Below are 14280 nucleotides of genomic sequence, written 5' to 3' on the forward strand. Positions count from 1 at the left end.
TCTTTCGGTCACTCCGTGCACCGGGCTGACCCCATTCGTGGTCCGGACGGGCAATCGGGACTACGCTAGCTGTCGAACATTATTGGCCATGGACCGTCGCCCCCGCGCCCGGTTGTCAGGCCGGACGAGGTCGTAACCCCTCTGGAGAGCGCCGTGCCCAAGTCTCAGGTCCGTAAGAAGAAGGTGTACACCCCGCCGACGGACGTCCGTCCGACGACGGCGTCGTCGTCGCGCAAGCCTAGCCCGGTGTGGTTGCCGGTCACTGCGGTCGCCCTGATCGTCGCCGGGATCGGCTGGCTGGTGCTCTACTACCTGTCCGAGCAGGAGTACCCGGTCATGGCGTGGGGTTACTGGAACCTCGCCGTCGGCTTCGGAGCGATGGTCGCCTCGCTGGCGTTGCTCTCCCGCTGGCGCTGATCCCGACCGACCGCTTGGGCGGTCGCACGTCACACCCCGTCGAGCCCCTGCCCGGCAGGATCGGGTGGGGCCCCCTATCGTGTCCGCAGGCAGCGCGGCCTACTGCGAGATGACTCACGTTACTGCTGGGTAACCTTCGCGTAGGCTGCATGCATGACCGAGCAGAGCGAGGTCATCAGGCAGCAGACCGGGGAGGCCAACTCGATGGGCAGCGTCCAGATCGTCACCACGATCCTCGCGGCCGCCATCACCGCCGTGGCGGTGTGGCTTGCGGTGCGTGCGGTCCTGAAGATGGTGGCAGTCATCCGGCTCGGGCAGCCCGCGCCGGAGCGGTTCACCGACAAGGTCACCCGCGCCCGGACCATGCTGGTGGAGACGGCCGGCCACACCCGGATGTTCAAGTGGGGCGTGGTGGGCGCCGCGCACTGGTTCGTGATGGTCGGCTTCATCGTGCTGTCGCTGCTGGTGCTCGAGGCGTACTTCGAGGTGGTCACCACCGACGGGGGTCTGCCGATCATCGGGCACTGGACGATCTTCGGTCTGGTCACCGAGATCATCGGGGTGCTGGGTCTGGTCGGCATCCTGGTGCTGATGGCGATCCGGCTCCGCAACCGGCCGACCCGCCCGGGTGGGCGGTCCCGATTCACCGGCTCGACCATGTGGCAGGGCTACTTCGTCGAGTGGATCGTGCTGCTGGTCCTGATCTTCGGGTTCGTGATCCGGGGCTTCAAGGTCGCCACCGACCACTTCGAGTTCCCGTTCTGGGCGACGCCGGTCAGCCACGCGGTCGGTGCCGTGCTGCCCGACTGGGCGGACGGCGTCAGCGTCGCCGCTGCCATCAAGATCATCATTTCGATGACGTGGCTGATCGTCATCTCCCTGAACGTCACCATGGGTGTCGCGTGGCACCGCTTCCTGGCGTTCCCCAACATCTTCTTCAAGCGGGAGCCGGCCAAGCCCGCCGGCTCCGGTCTCGGCGCGTTGCGCCCGATGACCAGCCAGGGCAAGCCCCTCGACTTCGAGGAGGCGGACCCGGAGAAGGACCAGTTCGGCGTCGCCCACGTCGAGCAGTTCAGCTGGAAGGGCCTGCTCGACTTCAGCACCTGCACCGAGTGCGGTCGCTGCCAGTCGCAGTGCCCGGCCTGGAACACCGGCAAGCCCCTGTCGCCCAAGCTGCTCGTGCTGAGCCTGCGCGACCACGCGTACGCCAAGGCGCCGTACCTGCTGGCCGGCGGCGGCAAGGACCTGACCGGCGAGGAGAAGGCCACCCAGGCGCAGCTCGCCCACCTGGACGTGCTCGCCCTCGCCGAGGCCGACAAGCCGTTGATCGGCACCGCCGAGGAGGGCGGCGTCATCGACCCGGACGTGCTCTGGTCCTGCACCACCTGCGGCGCCTGCGTCGAGCAGTGCCCGGTGGACATCGAGCACGTCGACCACATCGTCGACATGCGTCGCTACCAGGTGCTGATCGAGTCCAGCTTCCCCTCCGAGGCCGGCGTGATGCTGCGCAACCTGGAGAACAAGGGCAACCCGTGGGGCGCCCCGCAGAACACCCGCGAGGACTGGACCAAGGGTCTCGACTTCGAGGTGCCCCGGGTCGGCGAGGTCGACGACTTCGAGTACCTGTTCTGGGTCGGGTGCGCCGGCGCGTTCGAGGACCGGGCCAAGAAGACCACCCGCGCGGTGGCCACGCTGCTCAACGAGGCGGGCGTGAAGTTCGCGATCCTGGGCGAGGGCGAGACCTGTTCCGGCGACCCGGCGCGGCGGATCGGCAACGAGTTCGTCTTCCAGATGCTCGCCCAGCAGAACGTGGAGACGCTGAACGAGGCGTTCGAGGGCCGGGACAAGGCCAAGCGCAAGATCGTCGCGACCTGCCCGCACTGCTTCAACACCCTGGGCAACGAGTACGGCCAGCTCGGCGGCGAGTTCGAGGTGGTCCACCACACCCAGCTGCTCGCGCACCTGGTCGCCACCGGCAAGCTCACGCCGGTGCAGCCGGTCGACGGCGGAGTCACCTACCACGACCCCTGCTACCTGGGTCGGCACAACCGGATCTTCGCGGCGCCCCGTGAGGTGCTCGGTGACGCCATCGCGGGCGACCTCACCGAGATGCCGCGCAACAGCGAGCGCTCCTTCTGCTGCGGTGCCGGCGGCGCCCGGATGTGGATGGAAGAGAAGATCGGCAAGCGGATCAACGTGGACCGGGTCGAGGAGGCCATGGCCACCGGGGCGAAGACGGTCGCGGTCGGCTGCCCGTTCTGCTCGACCATGCTCAACGACGGCGTGAACGGCAAGGGTGCCGGCGAAGAGGTCGAGGTGATCGACGTGGCGAGCGTGCTGCTCCGTTCGGTCAAGCCGGAGCAGCCGCAGGGCGGCAAGGAGACCGCGCCGATCGGCGGCTGAGGCGCGTACCCCTGGGATCTGTTCACCGACGGCGGCGGCCCCCCTGTGGGCCACCGCCGTCGTGCAAGAATCTCGCCGAGGTGAGGCGACATCGACGGCCTACTCTTGACGACGCTGTTGCCCCTGGTCGGCTTCGTAGCGCTGACCGCGGGCAACGCGTTCTTCGTCGCGGCCGAGTTCGCCCTGGTCACGGTCGACCGCGCGGAGATCGACCGGCGGGCCGCCGCCGGCGACCAGGCCGCTCTGACGGTACGCGCGGCGTTGCGCGAACTCTCCTTCCAGCTCTCCGGGGCGCAGCTCGGCATCACCATCACCGCGCTGCTCACCGGCTACCTGGCCGAGCCGGCCCTGGCCCGGCTCTTCGCTCCGCTGTTGCGCCCGTTGGTCGGAGAGAGCACCGAGCGGATCACCCCGTTCCTCGCGTTGGCCCTGGCCACGCTGATTTCCATGCTTTTCGGTGAGCTGGTGCCGAAGAACGCCGCGCTGGCTCGGCCGATGCCGGCGGCGCTGGCCACGGCCGGCCCGATGCACACCTTCTCCCGGACGTTCGGGTGGGTGATTCGGGGGTTGAACGGCTCGGCGAATCGGCTGGTCCGGGCGCTCGGCGTGGAGCCACAGGAGGAGTTGGCCAGCGCTCGCTCGCCGGAGGAGCTGGGCCTGTTGGCGGGCATCTCGGCGCGTGCCGGAGCGCTGCCCACGGACACCGCGATGCTGCTGCGTCGCACCATCCGCTTCGGTGACAAGCGGGCCGCGGAGGCGATGACCCCGCGGGTGGACGTGGTCGCGCTGCGCGTCACGGCCACCGTGGCCGAGTTGCTGGAGGAGTCGCGGCGGACCGGGCGCACCCGCTTCCCGGTGTACGAGGAGACCCTGGACCTGGTGACCGGGGTGGCCGGTGTGCCCGACGCGTTGGGCGTGCCGCTGGCCGACCGGGCGTCGACCATGGTCGGCTCGGTGGCCCGCGAGCCGGTGTACGTGCCGGAGAGCCTGAACCTGGACGGCGTGCTGGCCGCACTCAAGGCGGCCGGGGCCGACCTGGCCATCGTGGTCGACGAGTACGGCGGCACGGACGGCGTGGTGACGGTCGAGGACCTGGTCGAGGAGTTGGTCGGCGAGATCGCCGACGAGTTCGACCCGGCGAGCGTGGACGATCCCGGTGTTGCCGAGCTGACCGTGCCGGGCGGTGAGCGCACCGTGCTGGTCGACGGGGTGCTCCGCTCCGACGAGTTGGCCGAGCAAACCGGCTTCCGGCTGCCCGAGGGGCCGTACGAGACGTTGGCCGGGTTTCTGATGGCCCGACTCGGGCACATCCCGCTCGCCGGTGAGACGGTCGAGACGGGCGGCTGGGAGTTCACCGTGGTCGAGGTCGAGCGGCACCGGATCGAGCAGGTCCGGGTGTTACGCCCGGCGGATCCGGACGACGATGATTGAGCTGCTGGTGACCGTGCTGCTGCTGCTCGGCAACGGGTTCTTCGTGGGCAGCGAGTTCGCGCTCATCGCGTCCCGTCGGACGGTGATCGAGCCACTGGCCGCCGGTTCGAAACGGGCCCGTTGGGCGTTGTCGGCGATGAACCAGATTCCGTTGATGATCGCTGGCGCGCAGCTGGGGATCACGGTCTGCTCGTTGGGTCTGGGCGCGATCGCCGAGCCCGCGCTGGCCCACCTGCTGGAGCCGCCGTTCCACGCGGCCGGTCTGCCCGAGCGGGCGGTGCACCCGGTGGCGTTCGTGCTGGCCCTGGGCGTGGTGGTCTTCCTGCACACGGTCGTCGGCGAGATGGTGCCGAAGAACATCACGCTGGCCGGTCCGGAGGTCTCCGCGCTCTGGCTCGGTCCGGCGATGCTGGCGTTCTGTGTGGCCACCAAACCGCTGCTGCTCGCGATGAAATGGGCGGCCCGGCGAGTGCTCGCGTTCTGGCGAATCGAGGCGTCCGAGGCGGTGAAGACGGTGTTCACGGCCGAGGAGTTGGCCGGGTTGGTCTCCCAGGCGCGCACCGAGGGACTGCTCGACGCGGAGCAGCACGCGCGGACCGCGGCGGACGCGCTGCAACCGTGGTCGACGGTGGTGACGGTGGCCGAGGACGTGTCACCGGCGTCACTGGAGGTGCTGGCGACCCGGACCGGCCGATCCCGGTTCCCGGTGGTGCAGCGGTCGACCCGTCGGGTGCTCGGCTTTGTGCACGTCAAGGACGTGCTCGGGTACGCGGGACAGGGCCGGCGGTCCCCGGTGCCGGCCGACGTCTACCGGCCGCTGGCGGTGGTGCCGCCGGAGCGTACGCTGGCCGACCTGCTGCTGGCCATGCGCCGCGAGCGGCGGCACATGGTGCTGGTCAGCGACGGCCGGCGGCCCCTCGGTGTGGTCACACTCGATGATGTATTGACCGCAATCGTTGGTTGATGGGTCAATACCCTTGGTGTGCAAGCGGTCGCACGACAGTGATGGTTACCGCGCCCGCCTTGATTACCGCCCCGAGCTTCCCTAATGTGGGGCACCGACCGCTGTGGGTCGTCTGCCTCGGCCCTTCCCTCACGCGAGGCGCCCGGCGGTCGGTTGCAAAGGAGTCGGTGCCGGTGGCAACCATGCCCCCTCATCGTCACGACCTGAATGCTTCTGCTCGGCCGAGTAGCCTGCGCCGCGCCGCCCACCGGTTGCTGGTCCTGGTCGCCGCCGCGGCGGTCGGTGCCGGTCTGTTGGCCGCGCCGGCACATGCCGAGCCCACGGTCGACGAGATCGAGGCGCAGATCGACAAGAAGTGGGAGCAGTTGGAGCCCACCATCGAGCAGTACAACAAGGTCCGGGCGCAGCTGAAGGTCAACCGGCAGAAGTCGGCGGACCTGCAGAAGAAGATCGAGCCGCTGGCGTTGCAGAGTGAGCTGGCGCTCAACCGGGTCGGCGACCTCGCCTCCCGCTACTACATCTCGGGCCCGTCGCACGACATCGGCGCGCTGCTGGTCAGCGCCAAGCCGGACACGCTCACCGAGCAGCTCACCATCCTCGACCGGCTTGCCGCCCAGGAGCGCAAGGAGGTCGAGGGCGTGCTGGCCGTGCGGGCCAAGTACGACGGCGAGAAGCAGAAACTGGACGCGCTGATCGTCACCCAGACCAAGCAGCAGAACGAGCTGGCGGCCAAGAAGAAGCAGATCGACGCCGAGATCAAGCAGCTCGAGGCGTCGATGCCGAAGACCACGGTCAAGACCGTCGGCTGCCCGACCATTAACGGTGTGCTCGCCGTGGCCGCCCAGAAGGCGATCAAGACCGCCTGCCAGCAGGTCGGCGATCCGTACGTCTGGGGTGCCACCGGCCCGAACTCGTTCGACTGCTCGGGGTTGACCCAGTACGCCTACAAGTCGGCCGGGATCTACCTCACCCACCACACGGGTGATCAGTGGAACGAGGGCAAGGCCGTCTCGCGGGCTGACGCCCGTCCCGGTGACCTGGTCTTCTTCTTCTCCGGCCTGAGTCATGTCGGGCTGTATCTGGGTAACAACCAGATGGTGCACGCGCCACGTGCCGGCAAGCCGGTGCAGGTGTCCAGCATCAACACCATGCCGGTCGCCGGGTTCCGTAGACCCGGCTGATCCGCCTAGCGCCATACGACGGCCCCCGGTCAACCCGACCGGGGGCCGTCGTGGTTTGTCAGCGGGGCGCGCCCACCGGGGACGGCAGCAGCTGCACGTCGGCGAGATCGACGTACATGATCCGGTGACCGAACTGGATCTGCGCGTAGCGGTTCTCGCCGCGAATCACCGTCCAGTCACCGGGTGAGGAGCCGTCGAACGTGCTGGCCCGGTAGTACTCGCCGGCCAGCACCGCGCCGACGGCGTATCGCTGACCGGCGGCCAGCGTGTACTGCAGCGGCGAGATCGTCTGGTAGGGCACCCCGGCCGGGTACGCCGACTGCTCCGGGTACGCCCGTCCGTACACCGGGATGGTGGCCCGTCCGGGCTTCGGCGTGGCCACGACGCCGACGGTCCAACTGGCGGTCGGCGCGGACGCCGGGTTGTAGAACCAGGCCCGCTGCCCGAGGTACCAGATCGCCGTCCAGTCGCCCTGCCGCCCGGCGAGCGCGTACGTCTGCCCGGCAGACGCCCGGGCCCCGTGGTCCGACACGGCCATCGTGTTCGGGGTGCCGTCCGGGCGGAGCGCGACGTCGTTGACCAGCGGCGCGTCTGCGGACGGTGCGCTGCGCAGCACCACCGCCGAGGAGCCACGCGGCGCGCACGGCAGGCCCGCGGTGACGCAGCCGGTGAACGCCGGCTGGTTGGTGGTGTAGTCCGGGTCGATCCGGACCAGCCCGGTGGCCGGGGTGCCGGTGTCCAGCCGGGGTGCGTGCAGCAGGTCGAAGTAGTGCGTCCAGTCCCAGTACGGGCCCGGATCCCAGTGCATTCCTGGCACGGTCGAGGCGACGGTGCCGGGCACGTTGTCGTGGCCGATGATGTGCTGGCGGTCCAGCGGGATGCCCAGCCGCAGCGCCAGGTGCCGGACCAGCTTCGCCGAGGTCCGGTACATCGCCTCGGTGTACCAGGTGCCCTGCGCCGCGAAGCCCTCGTGTTCCAGACCGATCGACTTGGCGTTGACGTACCAGTTGCCGGCGTGCCAGCCGACGTCCTTGGTCCGCACGTGCTGGGCGATGTGCCCGTCGACCGAGCGCAGCGAGTAGTGCCAGCTCACGTAGGTCGGATCCTGGACGAGTTGCAGGGTGGTCGCCCAGCTCGCCTCGGTGTCGTGGATGACGATGTACTCGATCTTCTGCCGGGCGGGCCGGTCGGAGAGGTCGTGGTTGCCGTAGTCCCCGTCGCCGAACGCCTCGTAGGGCGCCGGGATCCATTCGCAGGAGATGGTGCGGGGGCACTCCACCCCGTCCGGGCGGGCCAGCCGGCGCAGGCCCAGCCGGTCCAGCCAGGAACGCTCGGGCCGTACCGCACGGGCCGGCAGGGTGATCCGCTGGCCGTCGTCGGTCACCCGGGACGCGCCCGCACCGATGGTGGTGAAGACCTCGTCGGCGAAGGCCGCGGCGGCGTCGGCGCTGTCCGCGCCGGAGTAGCGGGCCACCGCGCCGTACCAGGCCGCCGGGTCGGTGTCGGCGCCGAGCGGCGCCCCCAATTCCCGCTGGTACGCGCTCAGCAGCGCGGCACCACCCCGGATGTTGACGCCCACGTCGGCGCGCAGTGCCTCGGGTGCCGCGCCGGTCAGCGCGGCGGCGGCGTCTACGGTCTGCAACGCGGCGGTGGACGGCGCGGGGGTCTCGACCGGCCGGGGCGCGGGCACCCGGGCGGGGCGCGAATCGTCGCCACGGGGGTCCTCGGCGCCGGCGTCGTGGTGGCCGCGCCCAGGTAGGGCGGCCACGTGCCGGGCGTCGGTCAGGTGCATCGGGCCGTAGCCGCCGCTGGTGCTGGGTGTGCCGGCGTTGCTGTCCCAGCGGGACTCCAGATAGGAGACGCCGAGCAGCACGACGGGCGGTATCCCGTACTCGGTGGCCGCGGCGGCGTATTGCTGTTGGCGGTCGGTGGTGGGCGCGGCGGCGGCCGGGCCGACGGAGAGTGGCACCGTGGTCGTGGCGGCGACCACGGTGGCGGCGAGCAGGGCACGCCAGCCGGTCGACAGGGTGGGAGGGTGCATCGAACCCCCTAGATTCTCGCGGGCAGAGGTCAGGTCACCATCGCGCCGCCCGGGAACCCACGTCAATACCTTTCTATCTATCGAAGTATCTAGAAAGTATTCTTCACACACGGTCGGTGACCTCATCCGATCGGTACGGAGTGTCACGGCCGCACGGGTTGCGGATCGGTAACAAGCGTCTCTACTCTGGTCATTCGTCGGCCCGACAGCAGCTCCGCCCAGCCCGGGCGGTAACGGACCGACACCGCCGAGTCGTTTCCGAGCGAACCGGGGACCCAGGTCCCTCGGGGTGAATCCGCAGTCACTTGCGGTAGGGCGCCGACTTCCCGCCCGAACCCGTCAGCTAACCCGGTAGGCGGTCAGGAAGAAGGAGTACGGAACCCCGGTGGCACTCCATGCCCCGCGGCCGTCGTCCGAGCGGTCGGCATCAGCCGGCCCGGCGTCGATCGTGCCGCGCCCACGCTGGTCCCGCTTCACCACCGTTCTCGCCGCGCTGGCCGGCGTCGCCGTCGTCCTGACCGGCAGCGCCACGGCGGCCCACGCCGACCCGTCCGTCGCCGAGATCGAGCGCCAGATCGACGCCGACTGGAACAAGCTCGAACCGATCATCGAACGGCACAACGCCACCCGCACCGACCTCGCCGCGAAGCGCAAGCAAGCCGACGCGCTGGCCGCCCGGATCACTCCGCTGGAGCGCCAGGTCGACGCCGCGATGGACAAGGTCAGCGCCCTCGCCGTCCGCGCCTACAAGGGTGAGAACGTCTCGACCGTCAACGCGGTGCTGGGCAGCCGGTCGCCCAGCGAGGTGGTCGGCCAGCTCGAAATGCTCGACCGGTTTGCGCACAACCAGCAGAAGGACGTACGCCAGGTGGCCGACCTGCGCGACCAGTTGGCCGCGCAGAAGGCGCCACTGGACGAGATGGTGGCCCAGCTGGCCCGCACCGAGGCTCAGTTGGCGGCGAAGAAGAAGCAGATCAACGAAGAGATCGACCGCCTGCAGAAGCTGCGCCTCAAGGTGTACGGCAACGGCGGCGGCGGCCCGCTGCGCCCGGCGCCCTGCCCGGGTAGCTACCCCGGCGGCGCGGCGGGCACCGCGGTCAAGTTCGCCTGCGCGCAGATCGGCAAGCCCTACGTCTGGGGTGCCGAGGGCCCGAACTCGTACGACTGCTCCGGGCTGATGCTGGCCGCCTGGGCGAAGGCCGGCGTGTCGCTGCCGCACAACGCCGCCGCGCAAAGCCGGGTCACCAAGAACGTCAGTAGGGGTGACCTGCGCCCCGGCGACCTGGTCTTCTACTACAGCGACATCCACCACGTCGGCATGTACGTCGGCGGTGGCTGGGTGGTGCACGCCTCGCAGGCCGGTCAACCGGTCAAGATGAAGAAAGTCGACGACGGCCCGATCCACAGCTACGGCCGCCCCGGCTGACCTGGGTGACGAAAGGGCCCGTCGCGATCCGTCGCGGCGGGCCCTCGTCGTTCTCCGCGTCGCGCCTTATCGGGTGGGCCAGGTGCGCCAGTGCTGCCAGGCGCGGCTCGGAGTCGGCCCCCGCTGCCCCTGGTAGCGCGAGCCGTAGACCGCCGAGCCGTACGGGTGCTCGGCCGGCGAGGACAGCCGGAAGATGCAGAGCTGCCCGATCTTCATCCCCGGCCACAGGGTGATCGGCAGGTTCGCCACGTTCGAGAGCTCCAGCGTCACGTGACCGGAGAAACCCGGGTCGATGAATCCGGCGGTGGAGTGCGTGAGCAGCCCGAGCCGGCCCAGGGAGCTCTTGCCCTCCAGTCGGCCGGCGAGCTGGTCACCCAGCGAGATGACCTCCAGCGTCGAGGCGAGCACGAACTCGCCCGGGTGCAGCACGAACGGCTCGCCGTCGGGCACCTCGACCGCCGAGGTCAGGTCGTCCTGCTGCCTGGCGGGATCGATGTGGGTGTAGAGGTGGTTGTTGAAGACCCGGAACAGCCGGTCGAGTCGGACGTCGATGCTGGACGGTTGGACCAGGGTGGGCTCGAACGGCTCCAGGCCCAGCGTGCCGGCCTTGATCTCGGAGACCAGGTCGCGGTCGGAGAGCAGCATCGGACCACCATAGCCGCGTGGCCGAAAGTGACTGGATTCGGTGCCGGTGACCAGCGCGTCGAGGTCGCTGCTCGTACATTTGTTCGATAGAATGCCCGCATGGCTTCCTGGTCCGAATTCGCCGCCGACGAGCCCCGACTCGCCGACGGGATCCGCGTTCTCCTCCAGCAGTACGGGCCGGGCTTCGGCTACCTGGCCACGGTCCGTGCCGACGGCGGGCCCCGCGTCCATCCGGTCTCTCCGGTCATCACCGATGAGGGGCTGTTCTGCTTCATCATCGACTCTCCCAAGCGCCGCGACCTCGAACGTGACGGCCGTTACGCCCTGCACTCGTTCCCGCCGGAGGAGAGCGACGACGAGGCGTACGTGGCGGGGCGCGCCCGTCCGGTGACCGACCCGGTGCGGGTGGCGCAACTGGCGCAGACCGCCCGTGCCGAGCCGCAGGTCGACTGGCGGCTGTTCGAGTTCACCATCGACGTGGCGATGCTCACCCGCCGCGAGCAGCACACCGCAGGCATTCCGGGCCTCGCGCCGGGCCGGCCGGCCGTTCGGGTCTGGCTCGACCCGCACGCCCCGACGGCGGCGGCCACGCCACTCGCCGTACCGCAGACCCGCCCGACCCGCCGCAGCCGCGACGTCCAGTGCACGGCCGCCTGACCACGGCCCGAAGGTCATCGGTGCCGGCTCCGTCCTGACGGAGCCGGCACCGGGTGTACGCCCGGCCGCGCCCGGCCCCGCGCCCCGCCCACCGCGCATGATCAACTCGGTTTCGGTAAAACCGCGGTATCCCGACGCTCCGGATGCCCCGACGTCCAGGAAGTCGAGTGGATCAACCCGGGCGGGGCGGTACGCAACAGCCGCTGCCGGCGGGGGTACCTGGGTGCACGGGCTCGACGGCTCGGGTACAGTGGTGCCGCTTGCGGGTGTAGTTCAATGGCAGAACATCAGCTTCCCAAGCTGACAGTGCGGGTTCGATTCCCGTCACCCGCTCCAAACGAAAGGCCCTGGCCAGGACGTGAGTCCCGGTCAGGGCCTTCGGTGTTCCGAGGGCAACCATCAGGTGGCGTGCCATCAGTGGTGCCTCGCGACGGTCGTCAATCGCCCTCGAGCCCGCGGTACGTTCCGGACTCGTCGGCGGCATCGGCGAACTCCGCGAAATCCATGTTGGCGATGGTGAGGTTGTTCGAGATGTCCGCGTACCAGCGGGGCGGCACCCGGAAGGTGCGACCGGGCTGGCGGTTCAGGTCGACGGCGAGTAGCGGGCGTTCAACGTCGGTCATCGTGGTCGCGTCGGCGACGAACAGGTAGGGGAGCCAGTTCGCATCGCTTCTGGGAGCGTTTGCCTCAGCCCCCTACTGGTAGTCGGCGAAGATTCGACGGTGCACGCCATCGACGGTGACCGGGCCGCCGTGGGGAAGGATCCACTGCGGTCTGGTGTGGCCGAACGGGACGCCGACGCAGACGACTGCCTCGGGGTTGTAGCGGGCCACCATGTCGACGACCGTGTCGCGTTGCTGCTCCCGTAGCCGGGCCCGATCCGCCGCATCGGGTCGACGGGTGAAGTCGGAGACCGGCGGACGGGCGACCAGAACCGCGTCGACGGCGCTGAGGAACCCGCGTTCACCCAGTGACCGAACGATCCATCCGACCTCGCGCGCGGGAAGGAGCTCCTCCGACGTCTCGATGATCAGCACCCCGCCGCGCAGAACCTCTGGAGGGAACGGGAAGCGTCCCGCCGTCAGGATCCACTGGATGACCTCCAGGCAGCCACCCCAACTGCGGCCGGTAACGGCGCGACGCGGCCCGTACCAGCTCCACGGCTCCGTCGGTTCGCGATCCCCGAAGGACGTCAGCGCCTGCGGGTCGGCCCAGTCGATCCCGATGTCCTCGGACTCGCCCGGATCGGTAATCTCCAGTCGTTCCCCGGTGAGCAACGCCGCTCGCAGCGACCGGGCGTGGATGTCATCGACGGCGGGCCCGGGGCCGAGGTGCACCTGGGACGAGCCGCCGTAGAAGCTGGCGATGCCGAGGCCCCAGAGCCAGTGGTGCAGGTTGGTGTTGTCACTGGTGCCGAGGAACGGCTTCGGGTCGGCTCGGGCGAGGTCGGCGTCCAGGTGCGGGATGACCGTGATCTGGTCCTCGCCTCCGACGACGGCGAGAATGCCGCGCACCCGGGGATCCGCGAAGGCGGCGTTGATGTCGGCCGCACGCGCTGCCGCGGTCGCACCCACCTCGCGGGTGGTGGGGTATTCGACCGGAACAAGGCCGGTCAGGTCGGCGAGCCGTCGCATGGCCTGTTCGTGAATCCCGGGAAAGGCGCCGGCCGCGGCGAAGGACGGCGAGAGGACCGCGATCTTGTCCCCGGGGCGGGCCTTCCGAGGACGAACAAGTTCATGCTCCATGCCGAGATCCAATCGGGCTGCCCCGCCGTACGCATCTCATTTCGAGTCAGGTTCCAGGAGAATCACGGGTATCTCCCGCGTGGTCCGTTGTTGGTAGGCCGCGTACCCCGACCTGGCCGAAACCATCACGCGCCACAGGTGTGGGCGCTCCTCGGCGGTGGCGGGGTCACCCGCCCCGGGAATGGTTGAGGCCAGGCCGGCGCAGGTGCTGCCCGGATCGCACGCTGACCGTCAGGTCGAGGACCGGAACTCCTGGTGGCGTCGGAGGAGTTCCCGAAGCGCGCTGATCTCGGCAGCCAGTGCGGCCTGCCCCTGCTCGGTGATCCTGATCCAGGTCTTGGGCCTGCGGCCGTGGTAGCCCCGCTCGATCTGGATCAGGTCGGCCTCCTCCAGCACGGCAAGGTGTCGGGAGAGGTTTCCGGCGGTGAGTTCGAGCGCTTCGCGCAGGTAGGCGACCTCCACCCGTTCGGCCTCGGCCGCGATGGTGAGGATGCCGAGCCGGTTGCGTTGGTGGACGGTTTCGCTGAGGCCGTTCGTCGGGTGCCCGCCGTTGCCGGTGCTGCTGGCTTCCGCATTACTGCTCACGCCGACCTCTTGATCGTGTTGACGAGCGCGATGCCGCCGCCGACGAGCAGGACCGGTGCGGGCAGCAGCGCCGCCAGCAGGAAGCTGTAGCGGTTCAGGTCCCCCGGCTCGAAGTGCGCGGTCTGGAAGTAGACGTTGACGAGGACGACCGCTGCGGCGTAGGCCACGGCCACGATCGTCAGGCCACGGCTGCGTTCCAGTCGAGCCAGCACCAGTAGTCCCACCGCGATGACCAGATGCGGGAACATGCCGCGATTGGATACGCCCAACAGCGGGGTGGTCACCCAACTGGTCCCGGTCGAGATCACTGTCGCCGTGTTGAGCAACAGATACCGCAGCACGATCGGCAGCACGAGCCCGGCAAGGGTGCCCACGATGCCGGCGACGACGTACGGCCGAGCCGGAGTCTGGACGCCCACCCGCACACCATGCCACCGATACCACCAGAGGCTGAGCAGGTAGCCGCCGATGAGTGCCGCCAGCCAGTACCAGCCGAGGGTCGCCGAGCGTTCGAGGAAGTCCCCACCGAGGCCGGTCAGTGCGGGGTTGTCCGGCGTGGCGCGCAGGGCGGGCGGTTCGACCGACTCGACGTACAGGGGCGCGGCCACCGCCATCAGGAGACCGAACAGCAGGAGCGGCAACCAGTAGGCGTTTCGGGTGGCTCTGGTACGCCGCTGGAGGGCGGTCACCGACGCCAGCAGCTCTCCGGGTGTGTTTCCGCTGTTCGGCGCGGCGCTCGGTGATTCCGACACGATGCCCTCCAGGCCGTCTCGATTGCTGCTGCA

Annotated in this window: 13 protein-coding genes, 1 tRNA gene, 1 pseudogene and 1 riboswitch; of the genes and pseudogenes, 8 read left to right on the top strand and 7 right to left on the bottom strand. The window is 69.6% G+C overall.

The features are described 5' to 3' along the window. The first annotated feature begins 153 nt into the window (after window positions 1–153). The 5 genes from ACIBF8_RS15225 to ACIBF8_RS15245 all read left to right on the top strand — a co-directional run bounded on the left by ACIBF8_RS15225 (window position 154) and on the right by ACIBF8_RS15245 (window position 6396). Window positions 154–417: a cell division protein CrgA gene (locus tag ACIBF8_RS15225; RefSeq protein ID WP_396783440.1), complete on the top strand. Its 264-nt coding sequence runs from the start codon at window positions 154–156 to the stop codon at window positions 415–417. A 204-nt stretch (window positions 418–621) separates the two neighbouring features. Then, window positions 622–2820: a (Fe-S)-binding protein gene (locus tag ACIBF8_RS15230; RefSeq protein WP_396783763.1), complete on the top strand. Its 2199-nt coding sequence runs from the start codon at window positions 622–624 to the stop codon at window positions 2818–2820. Between the two features lie 105 nt (window positions 2821–2925). Then, window positions 2926–4251, top strand: coding sequence for a hemolysin family protein (locus tag ACIBF8_RS15235; protein ID WP_396783442.1), 1326 nt, complete (start codon window positions 2926–2928; stop codon window positions 4249–4251). Continuing rightward, on the top strand, window positions 4244–5215 hold the full coding sequence (locus ACIBF8_RS15240; protein ID WP_396783444.1) for a hemolysin family protein: 972 nt from the start codon (window positions 4244–4246) through the stop codon (window positions 5213–5215). The genes ACIBF8_RS15235 and ACIBF8_RS15240 overlap by 8 nt, the downstream gene beginning before the upstream one ends. Before the next feature lie 167 nt (window positions 5216–5382). Then, on the top strand, window positions 5383–6396 hold the full coding sequence (locus tag ACIBF8_RS15245) for an NlpC/P60 family protein (RefSeq protein ID WP_396783446.1): 1014 nt from the start codon (window positions 5383–5385) through the stop codon (window positions 6394–6396). A 58-nt stretch (window positions 6397–6454) separates the two neighbouring features. On the opposite strand, the gene ACIBF8_RS15250 is transcribed toward ACIBF8_RS15245, so the two are convergent. After that, complete coding sequence (locus tag ACIBF8_RS15250) at window positions 6455–8437, bottom strand: N-acetylmuramoyl-L-alanine amidase (protein WP_396783448.1); 1983 nt, start codon at window positions 8435–8437, stop codon at window positions 6455–6457. Window positions 8438–8672: 235 nt separating this feature from the next. Continuing rightward, window positions 8673–8809: riboswitch (cyclic di-AMP (ydaO/yuaA leader) on the top strand. 13 nt (window positions 8810–8822) lie between these two features. On the opposite strand from ACIBF8_RS15250, the gene ACIBF8_RS15255 reads away from it, so the two are divergent. After that, the gene (locus ACIBF8_RS15255) at window positions 8823–9863 is read left to right on the top strand and encodes an NlpC/P60 family protein (protein WP_396783450.1); all 1041 of its coding nucleotides are present in this window, start codon (window positions 8823–8825) and stop codon (window positions 9861–9863) included. Between the two features lie 66 nt (window positions 9864–9929). On the opposite strand, the gene dcd is transcribed toward ACIBF8_RS15255, so the two are convergent. After that, window positions 9930–10508: a dCTP deaminase gene (dcd, locus tag ACIBF8_RS15260; RefSeq protein WP_396783452.1), complete on the bottom strand. Its 579-nt coding sequence runs from the start codon at window positions 10506–10508 to the stop codon at window positions 9930–9932. Between the two features lie 99 nt (window positions 10509–10607). On the opposite strand from dcd, the gene ACIBF8_RS15265 reads away from it, so the two are divergent. Next, window positions 10608–11165 carry a pyridoxamine 5'-phosphate oxidase family protein gene (locus ACIBF8_RS15265; RefSeq protein ID WP_396783454.1) on the top strand — a complete coding sequence of 186 codons (558 nt, stop codon included), beginning with the start codon at window positions 10608–10610 and terminating at the stop codon, window positions 11163–11165. Window positions 11166–11427: 262 nt separating this feature from the next. Next, a tRNA-Gly gene (locus ACIBF8_RS15270) sits at window positions 11428–11501 on the top strand. Window positions 11502–11602: 101 nt separating this feature from the next. Here the strand turns inward: ACIBF8_RS15270 and ACIBF8_RS15275 are convergent. From ACIBF8_RS15275 to ACIBF8_RS15295, 5 genes and pseudogenes are all read right to left on the bottom strand, one after another. Continuing rightward, window positions 11603–11824, bottom strand: a pseudogene (locus ACIBF8_RS15275) (DUF6924 domain-containing protein); the annotation flags it as partial. A gap of 36 nt (window positions 11825–11860) precedes the next feature. Then, the gene (locus tag ACIBF8_RS15280; RefSeq protein WP_396783455.1) at window positions 11861–12910 is read right to left on the bottom strand and encodes an LD-carboxypeptidase; all 1050 of its coding nucleotides are present in this window, start codon (window positions 12908–12910) and stop codon (window positions 11861–11863) included. A gap of 36 nt (window positions 12911–12946) precedes the next feature. Continuing rightward, window positions 12947–13105: a nitroreductase/quinone reductase family protein gene (locus tag ACIBF8_RS15285; RefSeq protein WP_396783765.1), complete on the bottom strand. Its 159-nt coding sequence runs from the start codon at window positions 13103–13105 to the stop codon at window positions 12947–12949. A 36-nt stretch (window positions 13106–13141) separates the two neighbouring features. After that, complete coding sequence (locus tag ACIBF8_RS15290; protein WP_396783457.1) at window positions 13142–13495, bottom strand: transcriptional regulator; 354 nt, start codon at window positions 13493–13495, stop codon at window positions 13142–13144. Continuing rightward, complete coding sequence (locus ACIBF8_RS15295) at window positions 13492–14247, bottom strand: hypothetical protein (RefSeq protein WP_396783459.1); 756 nt, start codon at window positions 14245–14247, stop codon at window positions 13492–13494. Before ACIBF8_RS15295 ends, ACIBF8_RS15290 begins: the two co-directional genes overlap by 4 nt. Between the last annotated feature and the right edge of the window lie 33 nt (window positions 14248–14280).

The organism is Micromonospora sp. NPDC050276 (genome assembly GCF_044459545.1).
Taxonomy (GTDB): domain Bacteria; phylum Actinomycetota; class Actinomycetes; order Mycobacteriales; family Micromonosporaceae; genus Micromonospora.

Bases quoted from the DNA above. Each gene is read 5' to 3' on its own strand.
- ACIBF8_RS15230 (WP_396783763.1), top strand. From the start codon at position 622: ATGGGCAGCGTCCAGATCGTCACCACGATCCTCGCGGCCGCCATCACC.
- ACIBF8_RS15240 (WP_396783444.1), top strand. From the start codon at position 4,244: ATGATTGAGCTGCTGGTGACCGTGCTGCTGCTGCTCGGCAACGGGTTC.
- ACIBF8_RS15265 (WP_396783454.1), top strand. From the start codon at position 10,608: ATGGCTTCCTGGTCCGAATTCGCCGCCGACGAGCCCCGACTCGCCGAC.
- ACIBF8_RS15280 (WP_396783455.1), bottom strand. From the start codon at position 12,910: ATGGAGCATGAACTTGTTCGTCCTCGGAAGGCCCGCCCCGGGGACAAG.
- dcd (WP_396783452.1), bottom strand. From the start codon at position 10,508: ATGCTGCTCTCCGACCGCGACCTGGTCTCCGAGATCAAGGCCGGCACG.
- ACIBF8_RS15250 (WP_396783448.1), bottom strand. From the start codon at position 8,437: ATGCACCCTCCCACCCTGTCGACCGGCTGGCGTGCCCTGCTCGCCGCC.